Consider the following 24,198-nt stretch of genomic DNA (forward strand, 5'->3'; position numbering starts at 1 on the left):
GAACCGGTGCTGCCGTCGTCCGGTATGGGAAGGTCGTGTTGATTTGAAGGAAGGGGAGATGGGAATGGAACGGGAGTGGAGTATAGAACTGGGCGGTCCATGGAAGATCCAGCATTTCGAACCGGGAGAGAAGCCGGCGCTGGAGCTGGCCGCCCCGGGATTGGACGATCGCTACTGGATCGGCGCCGACGTCCCGGGGGACGTCCACTCGGCATTGATCAGGCGGGGCGTTATCGATTCGCCCTACTACGGGCATAACGACGCGAAATGCCGGTGGATCGAGTACAAAGAATGGTGGTACAGAACTACGTTTACGTTGGATGCTGGACCGGACCCCGCCGCAGGGGAACGCGCCGAGCTGGTCTTCGAAGGCTTGGATACCTTTGCGACCGTGTTCGTCAACGGCCATGAAGTCGGGAAGACCGCCAACATGCTGATGTCCCATACGTTCGATGTGACGCGCCTCGTGCGCGGCGGATGGAACTCGCTGGCCGTCAAGTTCGATCCGCTGCACCTCCATCACCGGGACAAAGAGCAGTTCGAATGGTCCTCCTATACCAAAGAACGGCCCTGGCTGCGCAAGGCGGCGATGAACTTCGGCTGGGACTGGGGACCGCGGCTGGTCACGGCGGGCGTCTGGGGCAAGGTCCGCCTGAACCTGCGGCAGCTGGCCAAGCTGGAGGGCGTCTACGCTTATACCGCTTCACTGGAGGAGGATCGCAGCCAGGCGGTTCTCGTCGTCGAAGCGGAGACGAGGACCTTGGCGAGCGGCGTCCGCGCGGAAGTCGAGCTGAGGCTGCTCGACGCGGAAGGACACGCGGTCGCCGAGGCCGTACGGCCGGTAGAGGAGAGCCGGAAATCGCTCTACACGGGCAGGCGGGCCAAAGCGGCCGCGGAGCTCCGGGTTCCCGCTCCGCGCCTGTGGTGGACGCATGACCTCGGCGAACCGTATCTCTACCGCCTTGAGGTTGTACTCCGGGCGGAAGGCCGCGAGGTCGACCGGTACGTTCAGTCTTTCGGCATCCGGACGGTCGAGCTGGCTCTACACGATGAAGCGGACAACCGTTCGTTCGCCTTTGTGCTGAACGGCGTCAAAATATACGCCAAAGGGGCCAATTGGATTCCGGCCGATCATATGATCGGCGCGATTCCGGAGGAGAGATACCGCGAATTGGTGGAGCTGTCCGTGCTGGGGCATATGAATATGCTGCGTGTCTGGGCGGGGGGCATTTACGAGAAGGATGTTTTTTACGAGGAATGCGACCGTCAGGGCGTGCTGGTGTGGCAGGATTTTGCCTTCGCCAACGCGCTTTTCCCGGATTTTAACCGGGATTTCATGGAGAATGTCCGGCAGGAGGTGGCCGACAATGTACGCCGTTTGCGGAACCGGGCTTCCCTGGCGCTCTGGTGCGGGAACAATGAGATCGACTGGTTGTTTGACATGAAATCGGCCGCCGGGGATATTACCGGTCCGTTTTACGGCGAGAGCATTTACCATGAACTGATCCCCGAGCTGTTGGAGGAGCTGGACCCGGCGCGGCCGTATTGGCCTTCCTCGCCCTATGGGGCGGAGGACGGTTTTGACGCCAACGACCCGGGGACGGGGGACCGCCACAATTGGCAGGTCTGGCACGGCTCCGTTTACCCCCGGATGTACGGGGAGCCGCCGCGGCTGGACTACAGCATGAAGGGCGTGACGTTCAAAAATTACAAGCAGGACCTCGCGCTGTTCAGCAGCGAATTCGGGATGCATGCCTCGGCCAACCGCCACACTTTGGAGCGGAACATTCCGGCGGGCGAATTTTATTGGGGCAGTCCGGAGATGGCTTACCGGAACAAAGACACGAACCACCAGAAGGGGATTCTGCTGATGGAAAGCTTCACGGGCATTCCCCGCGACATCGAGGAGTACATGAACTTCTCGATGCTCACGCAGGCCGAGGGGCTGAAATACGGCATCGAGCATTACCGCCGCCTGAAGCCGCGCAACAGCGGGGCGCTGATTTGGCAGCTGAACGACAGCTGGCCGGGGACCAGTTGGTCCATGATCGACTACGAGCTGCTGCCGAAGGCTTCTTATTATTATGGCCGGACCTTTTTTCATCCGCTGCTGCTGTCGCTGGAGCATGAGCCGGGCGAGCCGCTGAAAGTGTGGGTGGTCAACGATACGGCGGATTCGTTGAAAGGGACGGTATCCCTTAAGGTTTACCGTCTGGATGACGGCAGCCTCGTGTCCGAGAAGCGGTTTGACGTCGAGGCTGCGGGATTCGCCCCGGCCCAGCGGGTGGGCGAGCTGTCCGAACCGGAGGCGCTGGCGGGCGCCGCGTCCGCGGAGGAAGTGATGGTCGAGCTCACCGCCCAAGGGTTCGACGCTCCGGCGAACCGCTATTACCTGCGGGACCCGAAGGATCTCCGGCTGCCGCAGGCTTCGCTTGCGGCGGAGATCGACCGGGAGGCCGGCACGGTAACGGTGACGGCGGCGGCCGGCCGGGGCGCGGCCCGGCTGGTGAAGCTGGAGCTGCCGCTGGGGCGGGTCCGCTACAGCGACAACTACTTCGATCTGCTGCCGGGCGAGAGCCGGGTCGTCGAGGTGCGGCATCCGGAGGGTCTGCCGCTGCCTTGGGACCAGTTGCGGGTGAGCGCGCTGAACGAATAAAAAAGGTTGACCGAATGCGGGGCGTAATGCCCCGTCGGTCAACCTTTTTTGAGCTTGAGGGATTAACGGGAGAACCTCCCGTTAATTCAGAACATTTCGCCCTTCGGTAGGGAATTAGCGGGAATTGTTCCCGTTAATTCGCCCATAAAAGGCCAAATGTGCAGCAGAGCTCCCGATTAGCGGGAGTTTGTCCCGTTAATCGTTCCGTGTGAGCTTCCCGGCCGGAATTAACGGGAGTTTATCCCGCTAATTCTTCGCAGGGCCCCGCGAAGTTCCAGCGCCGGCGCACCGGGCCCGGCAGCCCTGGCACCCGGCAGCCCGGGCGCTCTCTTTTACCGGCCCAGGCCCAAGTCCAGTCCGCTTCGCATTACCCTTGGCTGGACGCACCAACGAACCATCTTGGCCGTCCGGGGTACTCCCGCTTACAGGTCGTCAAACCCGTTGTCGTCGCCGACCTTCCCGTAGTTGCGGGACTTGGCTTCGAAGAAATCCGTCTTGGTCGCGTTCAGCGCTTCGTCCGAGAACGGCTTGATCCAAGGCATGCAGTTGACGTCGACGCCTTGGTAGCCTTTTTCCAGGCCCATCAGGGTGAGGCGCTTGTTGGCGATGTATTTGATGTAGTCGGACAGCTCGTTCAGGTCGATGCCGCGCACTTCCTTCAGGGTATAATGCGCCCAGTTGGTTTCGAGCTGTACGGCACGGTCGATCGTGCGGTATACGTAGTCCATGTTTTCCTTGGTGTTCAGCTCCGGATAGTCGATCAGCAGTTGCTTGAACACTTCGGCGAAGAAATAGCAGTGCTGGTTCTCGTCGCGCTGAATGTACGAGATCATTTGGCTTGTGCCCATCATCTTCTGGTCGCGGGCCAGATTGTAGAAGAAGGCGAAGGTGCTGTAGAAGAAGATGCCCTCGAGAATCAGGTCCGCCACCAGCGCTTCAAAGAACGACTGCGGCGTCGGTTCGTCGCGGAAGTTTTGATAGATGTCGGAAATGAACTTGTTCCGCTCCAGCAGAACCGGGTCGTGCTTCCAGTATTCGAAGATTTCCTTCTGCTCCTGCTCGGACACGATGGAGGAGAGCACGTAGGAGTACGACTGGTTGTGAACGACTTCCTGCTGACCGATAATCGCCGAGATCGCCTCCAGCGAGGAGTCGGTAAAATACCGTTTCACATCGCCGACGAACATCGTCTGCATCGAATCCAGCACGGCGAGCAGCGAAATGTTGATTTTAAACGTGCGCTGTTCCTCCGGATCGAGCCCCACGAATTGCTGGGCGTCCTTGTTCATCGGAATTTCGTCCGCGATCCAGTGGTTCAGGAGCAGGACTTTGTACAGCTTATACATATGCGGCATGCGGATATCGTTCCAGTTGAGTATTCCCGAGCATTCCCCGCCGATGATGCGCGTGGATTTGTTCGGCGCCTCCGTGTTAAAAATCGTTTGCAGTTGCATGGATTTTCATCTCCTTGATTATATTGAAAGCCTTCGGGCCGGGTTCGCCTCCCGCGCTTCTTATGAAGCGCAGGATTCGCATTCCTCGATCGTCAGGGCGCGGCTGCGCACATAGTACGTCGATTTCAGGCCGGCCTTCCAGGCGTGCAGATGCAGGTCCAGGAATTCGCTCGCCTTGATGTCCGGGCGAACGTAGAAGTTGAAGCTCTGCCCTTGATCCACGTGACGTTGACGGGCGGCGGCCATGTTGATCGACGCGTGCTGGTCGACCATGAACGCCGTCTTGTAGTACCAGATCGTTTTTTCGGACAGATCCGGCGCCGGGTTGGCGATTTTGTACGTCGTTTTCTCTTCGTACGAGAGCAGCTCATACAGCGGATCGATGCTGGCCGTGGAACCGGCGATGATCGACGTCGAACCGTTCGGCGCGATCGCGAACATCCAGGCGTTGCGGACGCCGTTTTCGCGGACCAGCTCGGCCAGCTCTTTCCATTGCTCCGTCGTTACGAACTTGCCTTCACGGGAGCCGTCCGTGTAACCGCGGTATGAGAAGTACTTGCCGTTTTCCCAGTCGGAGCCGGCGAATTTCGGATAGCGTCCTTTTTCTTTGGCGAGCTCCATGCTGGATTTAATCAGCAGGTAGTTGATTTTTTCGTAAAGCGCATCGTTGTAAGCTACGGCTTCGTCGGACTCCCAGCGGATGCCTTCGAGGGCCAGCAGGTGGTGAAGCCCGAACGTACCGAGGCCGATCGCGCGATATTGGCTGTTGGTGTACTGCGCCTGCAGCACCTCGATGTTGTTGATGTCGATGACGTTGTCGAGCATCCGCGTCTGGATCGGCACGAGGCGGTCCAGAACGCCGGCCGGTACGGCACGGGCCAGGTGGATCGAATTCAAGTTACATACGACGAAATCACCCGGGATTTTGGAGACGATAATCCGCGTTTGTCCGTCTTTCGTGATCAGCTCTTCTTTTTCCACCACGGTTGGGGTCTGATTCTGCATAATCTCCGTGCACAGGTTGGACGAATAGATCATGCCGTGCGCCCGGTTCGGGTTGGCGCGGTTGACGGTGTCGCGATAGAACATATACGGTGTGCCCGTCTCGAGCTGGGACTTCATAATGCGTTTCATGATGTCGATCGCCGGCATCGTGATCCGCGGAAGCGTCGGATGGTTGACGGCCTCTTCGTATTTTTCGCGGAAGGAGCCTTTGCCGAACTCCTCATCGTAGAAATCCTCGAGGCCGAGCGGACGGCCGTTCTCGTCTTTCCAGCCCATCGTTTTCTTCACTTCATGCGGACAGAACAGATTCCATTCGCCGCGCTCTTCAACCTTCTCCATAAACAGGTCGGGCAGGCAGACGCCGTGGAACACGTCATGGGCGCGCATCCGCTCATCCCCGTTGTTCAGCTTAAGATCGAGGAAGGCGAGAATATCTTTATGGAATACGTCGAGGTAAACGGCGATCGCGCCCTTGCGCGTACCGAGCTGATCGACGCTGACAGCGGTGTTGTTCAGCTGGCGAATCCAAGGGATGACGCCGGAGCTGGTGTTTTTGTGACCGCGGATGTCGGAGCCGCGGGCCCGCACCTTGCCCAGGTAGACGCCGATACCGCCGCCCATTTTGCTGAGCCGGGCCACGTCGGTGTTGGAATCGAAGATGCCTTCCAGGGAATCGTCCACCGTGTCGATAAAGCAGCTGGACAGCTGGCCGGCCACTTTTTTGCCCGCATTGGACATCGTCGGCGTCGCCGCCGTCATATAAATGTTGCTCATGGCCCAGTAAGCTTCCTTAACGAGTTCCATGCGCTTCTCCGCGGGCTCTTGGTGCATCAGGTACATGGCGATGACCATATAACGCTCTTGTGGAAGCTCCATGGTGCGGCCTTCGAAATCGGTAGCCAGGTAACGCTCGGCCAGCGTCAGCAGTCCGATATAGTCGAACAGCAGGTCGCGGGACGGGTCGATCGTTTCGCCCAATTCTTCAATTTGCTCTTTGGTGTAGCACTCCAGCAGTTCCTCGCGGTAGATGCCGGCTTTGCACAATTCTACGATCAGATGGTGGAATGATCCGTAAGGTTCTTCCGGGTATGCTTTATAGCGGCGGTTGACGGCCGCTTTTTTGTAGAGCGAGGTCAGCAGCGCGCGTGCGGCCGCGAATTTCCATTCCGGTTCTTCCTTCGTCACCAGCTCAAGCGCCGACATGGTGAACGCATTGCTGATTTCCTCCCCCGTGACTTCGTCGCGTCTCAGCTTCGCGTTGACGCCGCGCAAAAGACGTTCCTTGTCCAAGGTATGTAGTCCGTCCAGAATGCGATCGGCATAGACGCCAAGACGTTCGCTGTCAAACGCGAGCTGGCGGTTGTTGGGTTTATTTACGAGCAGTGGCATGAGTAAATTCCTCGCTTTCTGAGCATGGGGTGATGCCCGGATCGGATCTCTCCGTCAGGCTTAAATCTACAAATCTTAATTCTCAAATTGAGAATATTCAGGGGAAAAGGGGCGTCCGCTGAGGACGCCGTCGGTACTATTTTTGAGCAAGTCTATAAAAAGCATCACAGACCATAAATTATACTAGAAACTTCATAAGCTAGAAAGAGAAAGTTGGCTCCCAAAGCACCGCTTCTCCGGAGGAGAGGCTCTTCGGAATGTCGATCAGCCTCTGGTTGGAGCTGCCCCGGTAGAGCAGGGAGGGGTCGCGCAGTTCCTCGACAAAGCGCCCGTCTACCAACACTTGGCACCGTTCGAGCAGGCGGTATTCGGGCGACCCGGTCTCCGCGTGCTCCGGCGTGGTCAATTCTTCATAGGTATAGCCGCTGTAAATCCAAATCGGCACGGTTCCGGCCGCGGCGCGGAGCCGGTCGATAAACGCCCCGACTTCCGCCGCGGAGAAGAACGGATCGCCGCCCAGCAGGCTTACTCCGCTCAGCAGCGGGTTGTTCGCAATATCGGCGATGATCTCCGCCTCCCGTTCGGGCGTCAGCGGCTCGCCGTAATTGAAATTCCAGGTGGCCGCGCTGAAGCAGCCTTTGCAGTAATGGCGGCACCCGCTGATAAAGATGGCGGCGCGCAGGCCTTCGCCCTCATTGATGGATTCCGGGTAGTAGCCGCAAATATTCATGCGTCGTGCTTGACCCGATCCCGGACCTCCGCCTGTTTGGCCGCGTTGAAGCGGGTTTGAAAATCGCCGGTCAAATATCCTGTGACGCGGCGCAGGCGGCGGATGTGAACATCGTTCTCGTGACTGCCGCAGGAAGGGCAGTTCGCGCCGATAATCCCCTCGAACCCGCAAGCCGAGCAGCGGTCGATCGGATGGTTGATGCTGAAGTAGCTGACCTGCTGCGAGAGCGCGTATTGCACGATCTTCAGGAACGCCGCCGGATTGCTGCGGGCGTTGCCGTTCAATTCGATATAAGAGATCGCCCCGGCGTTGCAGAGGCCGTGGAACGGCGCTTCGAGCTCTATTTTTTTGGCGGCGCTCAGTTTGTAGTACACCGGGATGTGGAACGAGTTCGTATAGTATTCGCGCTCCACGACGCCCGGTACGGTGCCGTAAAAAGCGCGGTCGCGCTTCGTGAACTTCCCGGACAGCCCCTCCGCCGGCGTGGCGAACAGGGTGATGTTCAAGTTGTGGACTTCGCTCATCCGGTCGCAGTAGTCGCGCATATAGGCGATCAAATCGTAAGCTTTTTTGTAGACCGCTTCATCCTCGCCATGGTGCTTGCCGTACATCGCCTTCATGCATTCCGCAAGTCCGATGAAACCGATGGAAAGGCTGCCGTGCTTCAGCAGGTCGCCGACCGCGTCATCCGGGCCGAGCTGTTCGCCGCCTTCCCATACGCCTTCGCGCATCATGAAATCCGAGGCTTTGGCCTTCTGGGCCGACTGGATTTGGAAGCGGTGCAGCAGGCCCTCGAGGGCGATATCCATATAGTGGTCCAGTTCCCGGTAGAACCCGCGCTCATCGGCTTCCTTCCGCCGACCCAGCGCGATGCCGTGCTCCAGTCCGAGCTTGACGAGATTGAGCGTATTAAAGGAAAGATTGCCTTTGCCGGACAGGCGGTTCCGGCCGAACCGGTCGCTCAGCACGCGCGTGCGGCAGCCCATGGTGGCGAATTCGGTATCCGGATTCTGCGGATCGTAATGTACCAAGTTCAGCGGCGCGTCCAGATTGGCGAAGTTCGGATAGAGCCGCTTGGCCGAGCATTCGGCCGCCATCAGGAACAGCTCGTAATTCGGTTCGCCCGGATTCTGGTTGACACCCTGTTTGCACTTGAAGATTTGAATCGGAAAAATCGGAGTCTCCCCGCTGCCGAGTCCCCGCATCGTCGCGGTCAGCAGCGAGCGGATAACGAGTTGGCCTTCCGGCGATGTGCAGGTCCCGTAGTTGATGCTGGTGAACGGGATTTGCCCGCCCGCGCGGCTCGACATGGTGTTGAGATTGTGAATCAGGCTTTCCGCGCCCTGGAGCGTTTCGCTTTCGGTTTCTTTTAAGGCGTATTTGAAAGCTCTCGGAAACCGCTCCCGGAGATCGTCGCGGCTCATGGTCACTTCACCGCCGAGATCGGCGGCCGGATCGCCTTCCTCCATATATTCCAGCCCTTTGCGGAAGTATTTGGCGAAGGACTTGGCTACGTAAGGGGCCAGGTCAAAGTCGAGCATGTTGGCGGAGACGCCGCCGTATTGGCTGTTTTGCTGCGACTGGAAAATAATCGCGACGAGCGCCATCGCGGTCATGATCGAGTTCGGCGGTCTGACGCTGCCGTTGCCGGTATTGAAGCCTTCACGGAGCAGTTTGGCGAACGGGATAAAAATGCAGTTCGTCGTTCCGATGGCGTATTGGTCGAGGTCATGCACATAGACCACATTATCTTGAATCGCTTGAACGAGCCGCGGAGGCATAACGAAGTGGTTGGCGTACCATTTGGCGTACTCGCTGCCGAATTTGCTCATTTTGCCCGAGAAGCTCTCCCCGTTCAAATTGGCGTTTTCGCGCAGGACTTCCAAATTGGAGCTGGCCACGATTTCTTCGCCCAGCTTGATGACTTCCTCGAGCATGCCTTCCTTGGCGTTATCGGTATTTGTAGTGAAATGGTTGAGCAGTGCCATGATATGATCTCCTTCCGATTCACAACTGGAAATAAAAAAGCATTCCCAACCCAAGGAGGTCGAAAATGCCCGGATGCGCTCTGAAAACAGCACGTCGCCTATGCGGCGCGCCGGAATGACTTCTATGTATGGCGGCAAGCGGACACCTTGGCCTGTACCTCGCAGGGTTATCGGGTGCCATCCAGACGGGCAGGTCTCCTGGCTTCCGGACCTTCCGGCGCCTTCCCGCGGACGATAGCGTTCGCAGTGGCCTAATGCCGGAGGTTGCTGGCTTATGGGGAGCGAGATCCGGTGGGATCTCACTCTATAAAAGCTTCCGGTTACAGTGGCGGGACCGCAGCGGATTTGCACCGCACTTCCCTATTAAGCCCCGGCATCGTTCTTGTGCCGGTTCACCCGTCTGTACACTATATTTGGTTGTTGTTGTAACATCATAACCCAATATATTGTGTTTGTAAACGGGCGGATAACTAGATTCAAGGTTGAAAAACAGCTGAAAAACAGTCGAAAGCAAACAGGATGCGGGGACTCGGCGACGAAAAAAATATAGTAGATTTTGAGGCAAGATTGTGGCGGACTAGAGGTAAGCGTTTGCTAGGTTGAGAGGGGAAACTGAGCGTAACGTGCGTAACGGAAATAATAGCCGCTATTTTGCATAATATCGCTCGCTCAGAGATTTAACGGAAATGATAGCTGCTATTTTCGAAAATATAGCCTCGGAGGCCCCGGATTTAACGAAATAGCTGCTATTGCGTCCGTTAAAAATATAAATGGGCTGTTTTGGCCGAAATAGCCGCTATAGTTTCCGTTAGAATCCGTTGACGTTCTATGAGCCGGCCAAACTGCTCATTTACGCCCGGCAAACGTAACCTTTTGTCCTTGGCGGATTGAATTCCACGCCCCGAACTTGCTACAATGAATGAAAATCCGGTTAGCGGAAAAACAGGAGGAGATCACATGGCGATCGCGGAAGTGACGGTTATTCCGATCGGTACAGGTTCCACCAGTCTGAGTTCTTATGTTGCCGAACTGCAACAGGTTCTAGCGAAGCAGGAAGGAATCCAATACACCCTGACTTCGATGAGCACGATCATCGAGGGGCCGCTGGATCGAATTTTTGCGGCGATTCGCGCGATCCATGAGGCTCCGTTTCAATCCGGAGCACAGCGCGTCTCCACCTCGGTCAAAATCGACGACCGCCGGGACAAAGAGAGCTCCTCCGAGCAGAAGCTCCGGTCCGTGCAGGATAAACTCGGCCCATCCTGACCCGCGGCGGCCGGGCTGCGATTGAAGGCGCAAATTTGCCGAAAATTGGCCCTTGCAATATTTTGAAAACCGAGTATAATAATTTTTGTTTCACTTCATAAAAGTGATTCCGCTGGTGTAGCTCAGGGGTAGAGCAACGCACTCGTAATGCGTAGGTCGGGGGTTCAATTCCCTTCACCAGCATCTTTCATAACACAAACACGGCGCGTCTTCCGAGGTTTTCGGGGGGCGCGTTTTTTTGCGCGGGAAATTATTTTGATGCCTTCCGTCGGAGTTCGTCCTCCTTGAGGGTAATGCCGGTATCCAGTATAGTGTTCTCGAAATTGGACAACATACCTTCTACGCGGGTATAGCCTGGGAAGCGGGAAATAACCGCAGGTACAACCCCAATTATTAGTACTTGGCGACGAACAGTGGAATTATAGTGGGGATCGTTAAACCAAATATGTACTTATTCACATTAGGGACTAGGCTCCACGCTTGTCAGCATAACTTAATTTGAAAAGTAATAAGAATGAGGTATGACGTTTTTATTCCGGGGGGAACATGGAAAAGCCTCATTTATTGATGCAATCTGCAATAAGAGCTGGCGCGATGGCTTTCGTAAAATTACTCGGTTTAATCGGACGAGTCATTTTAGCCAGGATGGTTGGTGCGGAAGGAATCGGCCTGTATCAAATGGCCTACTCGTTTTATGGGTTTGTAATTATGCTTTTTGGGGGAGTGCCTACCGCTCTGGCGATCATTACCGCAAAAAAGCCGGGCCAGGGGTGGCAGCTCCTAAAAATTTTATTATTTGGTTTTATCGTTCTAGGCAGTGTGGTCAGTCTAATTGTTTTTATGGAATCGACATGGCTCGCCAAGCTGCTTGGGAATTCGGATTTAAGCGGTTTATTGAAAAGCATGGCTTTGGCCATTGTGATCGCACCATTGCTGGGGTTGCTGCGGGGATATCTGCAGGGACTCGAACAGTTTGGCATTATAGCCGCCTCGGAAGTCATTGAGCAGGCTGTTCGAATTTTTTTCATGCTGCTGATTGTGTATTATTGTCTGCCATCCGGAATAGGGAATGCCCTGGGAAAGGGTTTGTACGCTACTTTTTTGAGCATGATTTTCTCCTTACTAGTTGTGACGATTTATATCGCTCAAAATAACTTGAACTCTTCAAGCGAGCACCCAAAAAAAGATTCTTTTCCTGTAAAGTGGTTAGTTCAGACATCGTTCTTGATATCCATTACCCGGTTGTTAATCCCTGCCTCTGAATTTTTGGATGCGATCATCATCCCTAACAGGTTAATGGCTTCGGGATACAGTTCTGCAGAAGCTACATCCATTTTTGGCATTATCACGGGCATGGCCCTCACCATCGTATACACCCCAACGCTTATTACCGAAGCGCTTAGCTATACATTAACCATGAGAATCGCTTCCGTGTGGCAGCGAAAGGAAGGTAACAAATTTAAAGAACTGCTGCGTATAACCATGAAATTAAGCTGGCTATGGGGTTTAATTTCAACTTCGTTTTTATTCGTTTATGCCGAAGAATTATCCGTGTACATATTTGATACAGATAAACCTAGTGAATTAATCAAATATTTATCCGTTGTTCCTATTATTGTCGGTTTTCGAGAAGTATCCACCAGTATACTTTGGGCTCAGGATATTAAAAAGACTCCATTTACTGGACTTGCCATAGGTATATCCATCTCAACAATTATTCATTATTTTGTCATTGCCATACCGGGGTATGCCTACATTGGAGCGGCTGCGGGCGTATTGACTATGGAAGTGGTTTCGCTGCTTTGGAACTTAACGGTGTTTAGAAACAAAATGAATTTCATCAAGACGATCCCTTCAGCGCTACTGGATCTCCTGGTCATTGGCGGAATCGGTACTTTTTTGGCTGAAACGAAGCCCAGTACATTATCCAGTTTAATGGATTTTGTTATGAGCGGCATTTTCTTCTTCTCTTTAACCGGGGTTTATTTTGTTTTGCGGTGTAAGGAAGTGAATAAAATGAGCTACATGTTCTAAACAGAAAAAATCTAGAAGGTGACCCTATGAAAAATCGTTTAATCTTGTTGTTCTTCAGTGCCTCTTTGTTTATTGGTTCAGGGGCGGTTTCTAGTGAGCCGATCAAGAAAAATCGTCAATATTATGAGGAGAGAAAGGATATTATATGGGAAGTCAAGACGGATCAAAAATTGATCGCTTTAACTTTTGATGATGGGCCCGACCCTGAAGAGACCATTGAAATTTTGGATGAGTTAAAAAAATATAATGCAAAATGCACATTTTTTGTGATTGGAAAAAGGGTGGTCGAGTATCCCGACGTTGCCAAAAGGGTTGTGGCTGAAGGTCATGAATTGGCAAATCATACGTATAACCATGTTTACTTTAAAAAATCAAGCTTATTAAGCGAGGTAATACAAGAGCTTCATCAAACTGAAACTGAAATCATGAAAATAACCGGATTTAAAAGCACTTTGTTTCGGCCACCCGGAGGAATTTACAATGATAATGTCATTTTAGCGGCCAAAAAATTAGGATTAATGCCTGTATTATGGTCATGGCATCAAGATACGCGTGATTGGAGCAAACCGGGCGTAAATGCAATTGCCAACAAAGTATTAAAGAATGCAAGAAACGGCGATATTGTGTTAATGCATGATCAAGTTCACGGACATTCGCAAACGGTTCAAGCATTAAAAAAGATTTTACCCGAATTAACCAAAAGGGGTTTCAGAGTAGTTACCGTAACAGAACTGATTAATTCGGATGGAGCACGGCAGGTTGGCAAATAAGGTCGTACGAGGCAGGAGATGAGCGTTTTGCTCATCTCTTTTTCTTTTATTGGGATTTCCTACCGCCCCCACATTCCACGGCTCTCCCCGGTGCTTGCACTTGTCCGGATCATGCTAGATCAGGGGCCTAAAAGTGAAGGTTTGACTTTAAGCCAGGACCTAAAATGAGAAAAGGCCGGCGGTTTGGCCGAAATTTTAAAGAGAACGGGAGTGGAAGTTCATGCGGTATGCAAATCCCGTCATCCCGGGGTTTTACCCCGATCCCAGCATCTGCCGGGTGGATGACGATTTTTATTTGGTGACCAGCACGTTTGAGTATTTTCCGGGAGTGCCTATTTTTCACAGCAAGGATCTCGTCAACTGGCGCCAGATCGGCCATTGTCTGACAACCAAGGAACAGCTGCCACTGTCAAAGGCGTGGACTTCGGGGGGGATTTACGCGCCGACCTTACGTTATCACAAGGGCTGGTTTTATATGGTGACGACCAATCTGGGGCATTGCGGAAATTTCTATGTGAAAAGCATGACACCGGAAGGTCCATGGTCCGATCCGATTCCGGTGGCCCAGGACGGGATCGATCCTTCTCTTCTGTTCGATGAGGACGGCCGTGTTTACTTTCAATCAAGCCGGGTGGACGATCAAGGAAGCGGCATTTATCAATGCGAAATCGACCCGGAGACAGGGCGCAGGTTGACGGAGAGCCATCTGATTTGGAGGGGAACCGGCGGGGCGCACCCCGAAGCTCCTCATTTGTACCAAATAGACGGGTACTATTATCTGATGATAGCCGAAGGCGGAACGGAGTACGGTCATATGGCGACCGTCGCCAGAAGCAAGGATCCGTACGGGCCTTACGAAGCCTGCCCTTATAATCCCATTCTTTCGCACAGAAGCCTGGATAGCCCTATTCAGGCAACCGGCCATGCGGACATGCTTCAAATCCAGGACGGTTCCTGGTGGGCTGTTTTCCTGGGAATCCGGCCCGTCTCCTACCCAAAGCGGCATCATCTGGGGCGGGAGGTTTGTCTCGCGCCCGTCACTTGGACGGCGGACGGCTGGCCGATCGTCGGGGAAGAAGGTCGGATGGAGCCCGTTATGAAAGGGCCCGAACTGACGGAGGTCCGTTGGCCGAAGAAACCGGTCCGGGACGACTTCAACGAACCGATGTTGGGTCATGACTGGATGTTTTTGCGAAACCCCGCGGCAAATAGCTGGTCGCTATCCGAACATCCCGGGCATCTTACGCTGCGTGGAAATGAAACGACCTTAGACGATGCGGGTGCCCCGGCTTTTGTTGGGCGCCGACTTCGCCATTTCTCATGCCGTATTGCGGCGGCCCTGGAGTTTGAACCGGTGAATGAACGGGAGGAGGCCGGGCTGACGGTTTTCATGAATGAAAACTACCACTACGATCTTGCCGTCAGGCTCGTTGAGGGGCGTAAGAGCATCGTATTTCGGCGCACTGTCGGCTCGCTCCGGGTCCAGAAAATCAAAGATTGCCCGGAAGGACCCGTCGAACTGAACATAAGAGCTTTGCCCGAAAGGTTTGAGTTTTCTTTTCGGTCTCATGCAGAAGGGGCCGGCGTTGAAATGGGATGGGGGGAAACCCACCTGCTTTCGACGGAGGTGGCCGGCGGTTTCACGGGGGTTATCCTGGCGATGTACGCAACCGGACAGACGGGAGGGGAAGCTCCGGCTCTGTTTGATTGGTTTGATTATGAGCCCTTGGACTGAAATCGACCGAGGTTTAACGTTGCATGCGAAAAGACTTGGGGGTCATACCATACTTTTTTTTGAACTGTCTCGCGAGATAATTGCTGTCGTTAAACCCGCACTCGTAGGATATATCCGTGATGGATAGATTTGTCTGCCTTAGCAAGGTGCAGGCCCTTTCCAACCGGAGCCGCTGCAAATAAGCAATTGGCGTCGTTTGGTAGTAAGCTTTAAAAATTCGGTTCAAGTGTCTGACGGAAATTTCCGATTTGGCGGCGATCTCCTCCAAGGTGACCGGTTCCAGATAGTGATCTTCAATATAAGAGACGGCGTTCGCCAGATGCATCAAACTGGGGTCGATACTTTTCTCCTGACTGTCATACTGCCTCGATAAATAAACGGCCAGTTCCATAAAGCGGGAGGTCAGCATGGTTTGATAGCCTTGATGCTTGTTGTGGTATTCCTCAATCATGCCGGAAATAAGGGAAGAGACAACATCCAAGCCTACCATGGACAAGTTCAGCTTGCTTTTATAATCATGGATTTGGCGATAAAAAGGCTCCAGGATGAACAGCGCCTGAAACCCGGTGGATGTCCTTAAATCGGGTCCGGCGGCGCGCAGCATCTCCGGGTGATACATGATGTTGCAGATTTTTAAATCGCAAGGGTCTTTATACGCATGGGAGGTGCTGCCGTTGATGACGAATACGTTCCCTTTCTTGATAAATGACGCCTCATTGTTCACGATGTGTGTGGCGTTCCCGTTCAGCACGATGACAAGCTCCGAGAAATCGATATGTCTGTGCAGGGAAGTGTCTTCTTCATGACCACCGTATTGAATGAAGAAGGGAAAGTGCTCGTCCGTTGTAAACCAGTGCAAATACACATTATTCAAGGAGAACCCCCCTAGGACTGATTGATCCGATCGTGTCTATATCATGCTATAAGCATGACTTGAAAATCAAGGTGTCACGTCCATCCTTGCATTAATATGAAAAGCGGAGAAAAGACGGGAGGGAGCGTGGCGCAAGTTCTTTTTAATCGACAAGTCTGCAAGCGCAAACAAGAGGTGTTTTCTATGAAAATGAAGGGGGATTTAGAATGGGCGGAATGAGATGCAAATTCAAACATTTAGGGATTCTGTTCATGGCCGGGATGTTGATCGTTTCTGCGGGTTGCGGCAGTTCGGGGAATAATTCCAAATCGGTTAATTCCGGACAAGAGACCGGAGAAGGAAAGGATAGTCCGATGACCTTTTCGTTTTTCGGCGCCGACGCCAGCCCGAATTGGAACCATATGCAAGATGACGTGGGAAAAGAGATTACAGCCAAAACGGGGGTTACCCTTGAAGCGGAATATGATGTCGGCAGCGGCGGCGGACAGAGCAAAATTGCGTTAATGGCGGCCAGCGGGGAATACCCCGATCTGATCTACGCCAAGGGGGAATTGGGCAGGCTGGTTGATGCCGGAGCGGTCATTGATTTAACGGAGCTGATCGATAAGTATGCGCCGAACATCAAAAAAGTCATGAGCAAAGATATGAACCGCATGAAGTACAGTAAGGACGATCCGGCGATCTACTCAATCCCGACCAATATCGGAGTCGATCAGCAGATCTTTGATGCGACCAGCGGTTTCCAGGTTCAACTCCGCGTTTTGAAGGAGCTGGGGTATCCTGAAATCAAAACGGTTCAGGATTTTGAGAACGTACTGAAGGAATACGTGGCCAAACATCCGACGACGGACGGACAACCTACCATCCCATTGACGCTGAATGCCGACGATTGGAAAATCATGATTACGGTAACCAATCAGGCCGTGAACACTACGGGGGCTCCGGGAGATGGGGAATACTACGTAAATCCGGGGACTTATGAAGCCATGCTTCACTACAAACGTCCGGAGGAGCGGGAGTATTTTCGTTGGTTGAACCATATGTACAATGAAGGTTTACTGGATAAGGAATCTTTTATTCAGAAGGATGACCAATACAAAGCAAAAATCGCAAGCGGCCGCGTGCTGGGCCTCACCTCCGTCGAATGGGAATACCAGGACGCCGAGAACGCGCTAAAGGCCGCCGGCAAAGACGAGTTTACCTACGGTCATTTTCCGGTAACGTTGAAGGAGGAGTATAAGGACCATTCCATGCAGTCCTTCGGTGTCGACGGCTATGGCATCAGCATTACGACCGCCTGTGAAGATCCCGTCCGGGCCATCCAATTCCTGGACTGGCTCTCCTCCGATGAGGGGCAGGTATTAAGAAACTGGGGCATCGAAGGCAAGCATTACAACCTGGAAGACGGCAAACGCGTCATCCCCAAAGATGTGCTCGATCAAAAGGTGAATGACGCTGAAAATTTCAGCAAACAATCGGGCATCGGGTTGTATTCTGTATTCGGCGTCCGTTATGGTGACGGGGTCAAGGATTCAACCGGCAACTACTATACGACGAACTTCCCGGAACAAATTATCGCCAGCTACTCGGATGCGGAGGAGGAAACTTTGAAAGCTTACAAGGCGACGACATGGAAGGACTTGTTTCCTAGCGAAAAAGATCTTCCCGTGAAGGAGTGGGGGGCTCTGTACAACATGCAGGTGCCGACGGACGGGAATTATCAAGTGATTTACCAAAAAACGCAGGATATCGTCCGCAAACGGATTCCGGAAGCCGTCTTGGCAAAACCGGCCGATTTTGACAAGGTCTATGACGAATTTATCGCCGAGCTGAACCGGGTAGGAGCGGAAAAAATGGAAAGCGAGTATACCGAGTTAGTGAAAGCGAGAGTTTCATTGTTTACGGGTAAAGAAATTCAATAGTTTCGAACGGTTACATGCCCCCGCCATCTTGGCGGGGGTACTTTAACTTATAAAACAGAGTATGACAGTGGGATTGAAAGGAAATTATCCATTGACATATCCCTACTAAACCTATAAGATATGAAACGAACTGACTGACCAGTCAATCTGGAGGGGATGATTTCCATCGCTAACTTAAACCAGTCTAGACTACGGGACGCGAGAAAATCTCAATTGATGGAAATCGCAGTTGAGAGATTTGCAAAATACGGTTATCAGAATACGAAAATTTCTGACATCGTCAATGACGCGGGCGTTGCGCAGGGCACATTTTACTGGTATTTCAAGAGCAAAGAAGCTATAGCTCTCGAAATTATTGAGTCCGGCAGAGAAGCTTTACTTACCGTCATCCAGAGAGGTTATCGTACGGAAGCCGGCTCTGTACAGGAAATGGTTCAGGGGTCCGGGCGCTTGCTGGCCGATATTTTTAGATTCGCTCAGGAGCACCGGTATTTCATGGAACTACTGCTCACGGGCAATGGAGAAGAGGAAGCCATCCGAAATGCGTTTCGAGAAACCCGCATTGAAATGGAGAAGTCCTTCAGGCGAAATATTGAACGCGCCGTTGAACTGGGGATGCTGCCGAAGTCAACGGATATACATATACGGGCGGCGCTGCTGATGAGCCTGATTGAGGGCATTATTGCGAGATGGCTGTTTGGTCCTAGTCCCGCAGAATCCAATCTGGCTGAACTTACCGTGGATGAATTGGCGGCGGAAGCCGTTCATTTCGAATTTTTCGGATTGCTTGGGATATGACAGGTTCAGACAGCATGAGAAGGAGGATGATGTGAGTTGCTGAAATACGCGCTTAGACGTATAGCCATGATGATTCCAAGTATTGCGGGAATCGTCATGATCACGTTCATCTTGACAAGAATTTTACCGGGGGATCCGGCCCTGATGATTACAGGGGAACAAGCGCTGCCGGAGTTTGTGGACAAAGTTAGGGAAGAGTATGGCTTCAATCAACCGCTTTATATCCAGCTGTGGGATTATATCAAGCAGTTGCTCCGGGGAGATTTGGGGTTTGCCTGGCATACCGGACACTCGGTTGCATCCGATTTTGTCTCACGGTTTCCGGCCACCTTGGAGCTTACACTGGCGAGCATGTTTGTAGCTTTGATCGTAGCGATTCCTCTCGGCATTGCGGCGGCTTCCCGGCAAAATTCGATTTTTGATCATATAGCCCGGGTGCTTTCCTTTATCGGCTCATCGGTTCCTATTTTTTGGCTGGGATTGCTGCTTATTACGCTATTCTACTCCAAACTTGGATGGCTGCCCGCCCCGATGGGACGTATTAGCGGCGGGATTAATCCGCCGACCCATATCACGGGCTTGTATGTGCTGGATAGCCTACTAAGCTGGGACATGATCGCACTCAAAAGTTCGCTGCATCATTTAATCCTGCCCGCGATCTGCTTGAGCATGGGGACGATGGCGATCGTTACAAAAATGGTGCGGGCGAGCATGCTGGAGGTCATACGGCAGGATTTCATGAGGACGGCCAAAGCAAAGGGATTATCCCATGGAGCGGTTATCTATAAACATGGGCTGATAAATTCGTTAATCCCTTCGCTGACGGTAATCGGATTGCAATTTGGCGCACTGCTTGGCGGAGCCGTAATTACGGAGACGATCTTTGTATGGCCGGGGATCGGGAACTATGTGACGGAGTCGATTCTTTCGGCCGACTATGCCCCCATTCAGGCGATGACACTGATCAGCGCCATATTGTACGGATTCATTAATCTTATTGTCGAATTGCTATATGGGGTGCTTGATCCCCGGGTGAGATATGAATAGATCAACAAAATCAACAAGACCGTCATGGGCAAGTTTCATGGGGAGAATCGCGGCAAAAAAACTGTTATTAGTCGGTTTAATCCTGGTTCTCGCATGGGTGATATTGGCGATATTAGCTCCGTGGATTGCGCCGTTTGGCCCCGACGAAATACGGACGGAGGACAAACTGCAATCCCCGAATATGGTGCATTGGTTCGGGACGGATAATTTCGGCAGAGATATTTTCAGCCGGATTTTGTACGGAGCGAGAGTCACGCTTTGGACAGGGATGGTAGCGATCGGAATCGCTTGTATCGTCGGGATTCCGCTTGGTGCGATCGCAGGTTATTTTGGTGGAAAAATCGGAAATCTCATCATGAGGTTGATGGATATTCTGCTCGCTTTTCCATCGTTGATATTGGCTATGGCGCTCGCGGCGTCGATCGGTCCCGGGTTGTTCGGCGCCCTGCTGGCGGTGGGGATCGTGGCGATCCCGGAATTCGCCCGTTTGATGTACGGCCAGACTGTAGTGATTAAAGAGAAGGAATTTATTGAAGCAAGCAGGGCGCTCGGCGTTCGACATTCCTCGATTATTTTTCAGCATATTTTGCCGAACGCATTGGCTCCGGTTGTTGTGCAGATTACGCTGGGCTTGGGATCGGCCGTTTTGATCACCTCAAGCCTCAGCTTTCTCGGTCTGGGGGTGAAGCCTCCGACGGCAGAATGGGGGGCTATGATCTCCTATGGCCGCGATTATATTATTTCGGGCGAGTGGTGGATGACGGTGTTCCCGGGCGCTGCTATTGCTACAACCATTTTCGGATTCATATTGCTTGGAGATGGATTGCGTGACGTTCTTGATCCGCATGGCCAGTCCTCTAAACAAAATTCATAACTATAGACCAGGGGTGGAAGACATGAAAAAAAGCAACTTGTTTATCCTTATTTCGGCTTTGCTGGTATTGGCGCTCGCATCGGGCTGCGCGCAAAGCTCCAATCCCAAGGGAGCTGCGGGGAATAATACGGCGACAAAGGCCGAGAACTCCACGGGCGCTGATTCCGCGGCCGGGAAAACCATTACGATCGCTTATTCGCAAGGAGCCGGTCAAACGATGGACCCGCATGAAGCGGCCGACCTGACTTCAGCTTCCTATGCCTTCGCTCTGTATGACACGCTTGTGACCAGCGCAACGGAAGAAGTCGATGGCAAAACCGTGGGACGGACCGATAAAGTCGTTCCTTCGCTGGCTGAATCCTGGAAAGTTTCCGATGATTTGACGACGTATACGTTCACCCTCCGGGACGGTGCCAAGTTCCAAAGCGGCAACCCCGTCAATGCCGATGCCGTCGTGTACTCGTTTGAGCGGGTAAAAACCAAAGGTGAAGGCGGAAGCCTTTATAAGCTGTCGAATATTCAGTCGGTTACGAAAATCGACGACAAAACTGTAGAATTCAAGCTGGGCGCTCCCAACCATTTGTTCCTGAAGTACCTGGCAACCTTTACGTTCTCCATCGTCGATCCATCCGTGGCCAAAGACCAGCCGGAGGATTACTTAACGCAGCATTCCGCGGGTTCCGGGGCTTTTAAACTTGAAAAATGGGATCCCGCCACAGAAGCCGTATTTGTAGCCAACAAAGACTACTGGAACGGCGCCCCTAAGGTTGACAAAGTTATCGTTAAATATGTAGCGGAAGCATCGAACCGCGAAATGTTCCTTGAAAAAGGAGAAGTCGATGTGGCGCTTGATATCCCGGCAAAAGACGTAGAGAGCCTGTCGAAGAAAGACAACATCACGATCAGCTCGGAATCGTCCAACCGGATCGTGTATCTTGGCATGAACGCGAATTTCAAGCCGTTCGATCAGTTGAAGGTGAGACAAGCCATCAACTATGTTATCGATCAAAACAAGTTGATCCAGGATGTTGCCTTCGGGCAAGCATCTCCACTGAAAAGCTCGATTTCCAGCAAATCTCCGGATTTTACCGCCGAGGGAAATGAATATGAATACAACCCGGAAAAAGCTAAAGCGTTGATGAAAGAAGCGGGCTACGAGAACGGATTTACCTTTGATCTGACGGTAAACTCCTCCACCCAGGATTATGAAGATATCGCGGTCTTGCTCAAAGCCGAGCTTGAGAAAATCGGAGTAACCCTGAACATTAACAAAGTAGCTCCGGCGCAATACCGCGAACTGATCAACAATAAAAAAGCGGCGGCTTTTCTCGGCAAATATACTTCACTGGTAAATGACCCATCCTATCATTATGGATTCCTGCTGGATAGTAAAGGTGCTTCCAACTACACGGGTTACAATAGCAAAATCGTTGATGACCTGTTGGCGCAGGCGAATGTCGAGCCGGATGATGCGAAGCGGTCGGAGCTGTACAAACAAGTACAGAAACAGGTGACGGCGGATTCCCCTTGGGCTTATCTCTATGAAAGCAATCTGATTGTCGGAATCAGCAAGGGCGTAAACGGGTACATCTTCTACCCGGATGAAATTATCCGTTTCAGCTCATTGTACAAATAAGGAGAAGGGACCCCCGAGCCGAAGGGCAGGGGGTCTTACCTACTTTAATTCATCGGGGGAGGCCGCTATGACAAAGCTCTTGGAAATAGATCAGCTGTCTATCGATTTCGCCAATGGTTCGGGCCCGATTCGGGTAGTGGGCGGTGTTAGCCTGGAGCTTGAGGCCGGGGAAACGCTTGGCATTGTCGGGGAGTCCGGCAGCGGAAAGAGCGTGACCTCGTTATCCATTATGCGACTTCTTCCCGAGGGTTTGGCCAAGGTAGCCGAGGGAGATATTCGTTACCGTGGAAAGAGTCTGCTGAACATGTCGGAGTCCGAAATGCAAAAGGTGCGCGGCAATCACATCTCCACGATCTTTCAAGAGCCGATGACGGCCTTGAACCCGGTCTTTAAGATCGGCCGTCAAGTTCGAGAATCGATCCGACAGCACTCGAAGAAGAGTAAAAGAGAGGCGCATCGGGAAGCGATCGCTCTGCTCGGCGAAGTCGGCATTTCCGCGCCGGAGCAAATTATGGAGGCCTATCCGCACCAGCTATCGGGAGGAATGCGGCAGCGCGTACTGATCGCGATGGCGATGGCGTCCAACCCGGATATTCTGATTGCGGATGAACCTACGACGGCCTTGGACGTGACGATTCAGGCGCAAATTCTCGAGCTGATGAAGAAGCTGCAGAAGGAGCGGGGAACCGCGATTATTTTTATTACCCATGACCTGGGAGTCGTGGCTGAAATGTGTGACCGGGTGGCGGTGATGTATGCCGGTCAAATCGTGGAACAGGGGGACGTGCGGACGATATTTAAGGAGCCCAAGCATCCTTATACGGTCGGCCTCTTGAATTCAATGCCGCAATTTTCGGGAGAAAAGACACGCCTGGAAGCGATAGCCGGACAGGTTCCTCATCCTTCGGAATTTTTGCCGGGGTGCCGGTTTGCCCAGCGCTGCCCTTCCAGAATGGATTTGTGCGAGAGCGTGGAGCCGGCTTTGTACGATTTTGGCGGCAAGCATAAATGCAAGTGCCATCTCTATAGGAGGGATACGGATGCTGCCCATTCTTGAAATCAAAGAGTTAAAGAAGCATTATCCCGTAAAAACGGGGCTGTTCGGCCGGGTCACCGGCGTTGCCAAATCCCTCGACGGCGTCTCGTTTTCGGTTAAGAAAGGGGAAACATTCGCGGTCGTGGGGGAATCGGGTTCGGGGAAAACCACCTTGGGCAAAACCGTACTTCGATTAATCGAACCTACTTCCGGGAGCATCCTGTTCGACGGGACGGACATTACGGAACTGGGAACGGAGCCGATGAGAAAGCTAAAGACCGACATGCAAATGGTATTTCAGGACCCGTTCGGTTCCCTTGATCCGAAGTGGACCGTTCGCCGGATTTTGGAAGAGCCGCTGCGTACCCATTACAAACTGCCGCAAGAAGAACTTCTAAAGAAAGTGAATGATATTCTCGAAGTGGTAGGGCTGACGGCAAAACATGCCTCGCGATATCCGCATGAACTGTCGGGCGGGCAGCGGCAAAGAGTAGGGATCGCCCGGGCGCTGATTCTCGAGCCTAAATTTATCGTGTTTGATGAGCCGGTGTCGGCGTTGGATGTATCTATCCAAGCTCAGGTTCTGACCCTGCTGGAGGATCTGCAAAACCGCCTGTCCCTTACTTATCTGTTCATTTCCCATGACTTGTCGGTTGTGCGCTATATTAGCGATCAAGTCGGGGTTATGTATTTGGGGAAAATGATGGAGATTGGACCCTCGGAGGAACTGTTCACGAACCCGCTCCATCCCTATACGAAGGCGCTCATTTCGGCTATTCCGGAGCCGGATATGGACAAGCGAAGAGAGCGGATCGTTCTGTCCGGGGAGGTGCCGAGTCCGCGTAAACCGCCTTCAGGCTGCGTATTCCATACCCGTTGTCCCCATGCCATGCCGGAGTGCGGGAGCGTTCAGCCGGAATGGCTGGAAGTATCGGCCAATCGGTATACGGCTTGTCATTTATATCATAAATAAAACAAAGAAAG

Annotated in this window: 17 protein-coding genes, 1 tRNA gene and 1 riboswitch; of the genes, 13 read left to right on the top strand and 5 right to left on the bottom strand. The window is 52.8% G+C overall.

The window, feature by feature from the left end; translation table 11 throughout:
- Window positions 1-64 precede the first annotated feature (64 nt).
- Complete coding sequence (locus LBW89_RS05710) at window positions 65-2,656, top strand: beta-mannosidase (protein ID WP_225038740.1); 2,592 nt, start codon at window positions 65-67, stop codon at window positions 2,654-2,656.
- A 422-nt stretch (window positions 2,657-3,078) separates the two neighbouring features.
- Here the strand turns inward: LBW89_RS05710 and LBW89_RS05715 are convergent, their stop codons facing one another.
- From LBW89_RS05715 to LBW89_RS05730, 4 genes are all read right to left on the bottom strand, one after another.
- On the bottom strand, window positions 3,079-4,110 hold the full coding sequence (locus LBW89_RS05715) for a ribonucleotide-diphosphate reductase subunit beta (RefSeq protein WP_148455537.1): 1,032 nt from the start codon (window positions 4,108-4,110) through the stop codon (window positions 3,079-3,081).
- Between the two features lie 60 nt (window positions 4,111-4,170).
- Window positions 4,171-6,504 (bottom strand): ribonucleoside-diphosphate reductase subunit alpha, encoded by a 2,334-nt coding sequence (locus LBW89_RS05720; RefSeq protein WP_148455539.1) that lies wholly within the window; start codon window positions 6,502-6,504, stop codon window positions 4,171-4,173.
- A gap of 199 nt (window positions 6,505-6,703) precedes the next feature.
- The gene (gene nrdG / locus LBW89_RS05725) at window positions 6,704-7,234 is read right to left on the bottom strand and encodes an anaerobic ribonucleoside-triphosphate reductase activating protein (protein WP_225038741.1); all 531 of its coding nucleotides are present in this window, start codon (window positions 7,232-7,234) and stop codon (window positions 6,704-6,706) included.
- Window positions 7,231-9,222: an anaerobic ribonucleoside triphosphate reductase gene (locus LBW89_RS05730; protein ID WP_148455543.1), complete on the bottom strand. Its 1,992-nt coding sequence runs from the start codon at window positions 9,220-9,222 to the stop codon at window positions 7,231-7,233. Before LBW89_RS05730 ends, nrdG begins: the two co-directional genes overlap by 4 nt.
- 170 nt (window positions 9,223-9,392) lie before the next feature.
- Window positions 9,393-9,637: riboswitch (cobalamin riboswitch) on the bottom strand.
- A 542-nt stretch (window positions 9,638-10,179) separates the two neighbouring features.
- Between LBW89_RS05730 and LBW89_RS05735 the strand changes: the two genes are divergently transcribed.
- The 5 genes from LBW89_RS05735 (at window position 10,180) to LBW89_RS05755 (ending at window position 15,027) form a co-directional block, all read left to right on the top strand.
- Window positions 10,180-10,488 carry an MTH1187 family thiamine-binding protein gene (locus LBW89_RS05735; protein ID WP_148455545.1) on the top strand — a complete coding sequence of 103 codons (309 nt, stop codon included), beginning with the start codon at window positions 10,180-10,182 and terminating at the stop codon, window positions 10,486-10,488.
- A 111-nt stretch (window positions 10,489-10,599) separates the two neighbouring features.
- Window positions 10,600-10,671 (top strand) — tRNA-Thr (locus tag LBW89_RS05740).
- A 363-nt stretch (window positions 10,672-11,034) separates the two neighbouring features.
- Window positions 11,035-12,522 (top strand): oligosaccharide flippase family protein, encoded by a 1,488-nt coding sequence (locus LBW89_RS05745; protein ID WP_225038742.1) that lies wholly within the window; start codon window positions 11,035-11,037, stop codon window positions 12,520-12,522.
- Between the two features lie 26 nt (window positions 12,523-12,548).
- The gene (locus LBW89_RS05750; protein WP_225038743.1) at window positions 12,549-13,292 is read left to right on the top strand and encodes a polysaccharide deacetylase family protein; all 744 of its coding nucleotides are present in this window, start codon (window positions 12,549-12,551) and stop codon (window positions 13,290-13,292) included.
- 220 nt (window positions 13,293-13,512) lie between these two features.
- Complete coding sequence (locus LBW89_RS05755) at window positions 13,513-15,027, top strand: glycoside hydrolase family 43 protein (protein ID WP_225038744.1); 1,515 nt, start codon at window positions 13,513-13,515, stop codon at window positions 15,025-15,027.
- A gap of 13 nt (window positions 15,028-15,040) precedes the next feature.
- On the opposite strand, the gene LBW89_RS05760 is transcribed toward LBW89_RS05755, so the two are convergent.
- Complete coding sequence (locus LBW89_RS05760) at window positions 15,041-15,901, bottom strand: AraC family transcriptional regulator (RefSeq protein ID WP_225038745.1); 861 nt, start codon at window positions 15,899-15,901, stop codon at window positions 15,041-15,043.
- 215 nt (window positions 15,902-16,116) lie between these two features.
- Here LBW89_RS05760 and LBW89_RS05765 point away from each other — a divergent pair, with 215 nt between their 5' ends.
- The 7 genes from LBW89_RS05765 (at window position 16,117) to LBW89_RS05795 (ending at window position 24,187) form a co-directional block, all read left to right on the top strand.
- Complete coding sequence (locus tag LBW89_RS05765; RefSeq protein ID WP_225038770.1) at window positions 16,117-17,823, top strand: ABC transporter substrate-binding protein; 1,707 nt, start codon at window positions 16,117-16,119, stop codon at window positions 17,821-17,823.
- 216 nt (window positions 17,824-18,039) lie between these two features.
- Window positions 18,040-18,621, top strand: a complete 582-nt coding sequence (locus LBW89_RS05770) for a TetR/AcrR family transcriptional regulator (RefSeq protein ID WP_148455943.1) — start codon at window positions 18,040-18,042, stop codon at window positions 18,619-18,621.
- Window positions 18,622-18,657: 36 nt separating this feature from the next.
- Complete coding sequence (locus LBW89_RS05775) at window positions 18,658-19,668, top strand: ABC transporter permease (RefSeq protein WP_148455551.1); 1,011 nt, start codon at window positions 18,658-18,660, stop codon at window positions 19,666-19,668.
- Entirely contained in the window at window positions 19,661-20,542 is an 882-nt protein-coding gene (locus LBW89_RS05780; RefSeq protein WP_213508036.1) for an ABC transporter permease, read from the top strand. Before LBW89_RS05775 ends, LBW89_RS05780 begins: the two co-directional genes overlap by 8 nt.
- 22 nt (window positions 20,543-20,564) lie before the next feature.
- Window positions 20,565-22,178 carry an ABC transporter substrate-binding protein gene (locus tag LBW89_RS05785; protein ID WP_148455555.1) on the top strand — a complete coding sequence of 538 codons (1,614 nt, stop codon included), beginning with the start codon at window positions 20,565-20,567 and terminating at the stop codon, window positions 22,176-22,178.
- A gap of 67 nt (window positions 22,179-22,245) precedes the next feature.
- Window positions 22,246-23,235, top strand: a complete 990-nt coding sequence (locus tag LBW89_RS05790) for an ABC transporter ATP-binding protein (protein ID WP_225038747.1) — start codon at window positions 22,246-22,248, stop codon at window positions 23,233-23,235.
- Entirely contained in the window at window positions 23,219-24,187 is a 969-nt protein-coding gene (locus tag LBW89_RS05795) for an ABC transporter ATP-binding protein (protein ID WP_225038748.1), read from the top strand. The genes LBW89_RS05790 and LBW89_RS05795 overlap by 17 nt, the downstream gene beginning before the upstream one ends.
- Window positions 24,188-24,198: the final 11 nt, after the last annotated feature.

The organism is Paenibacillus sp. alder61, from assembly GCF_020179875.1.
In the GTDB taxonomy this organism is placed as follows: domain Bacteria; phylum Bacillota; class Bacilli; order Paenibacillales; family Paenibacillaceae; genus Fontibacillus; species Fontibacillus faecis.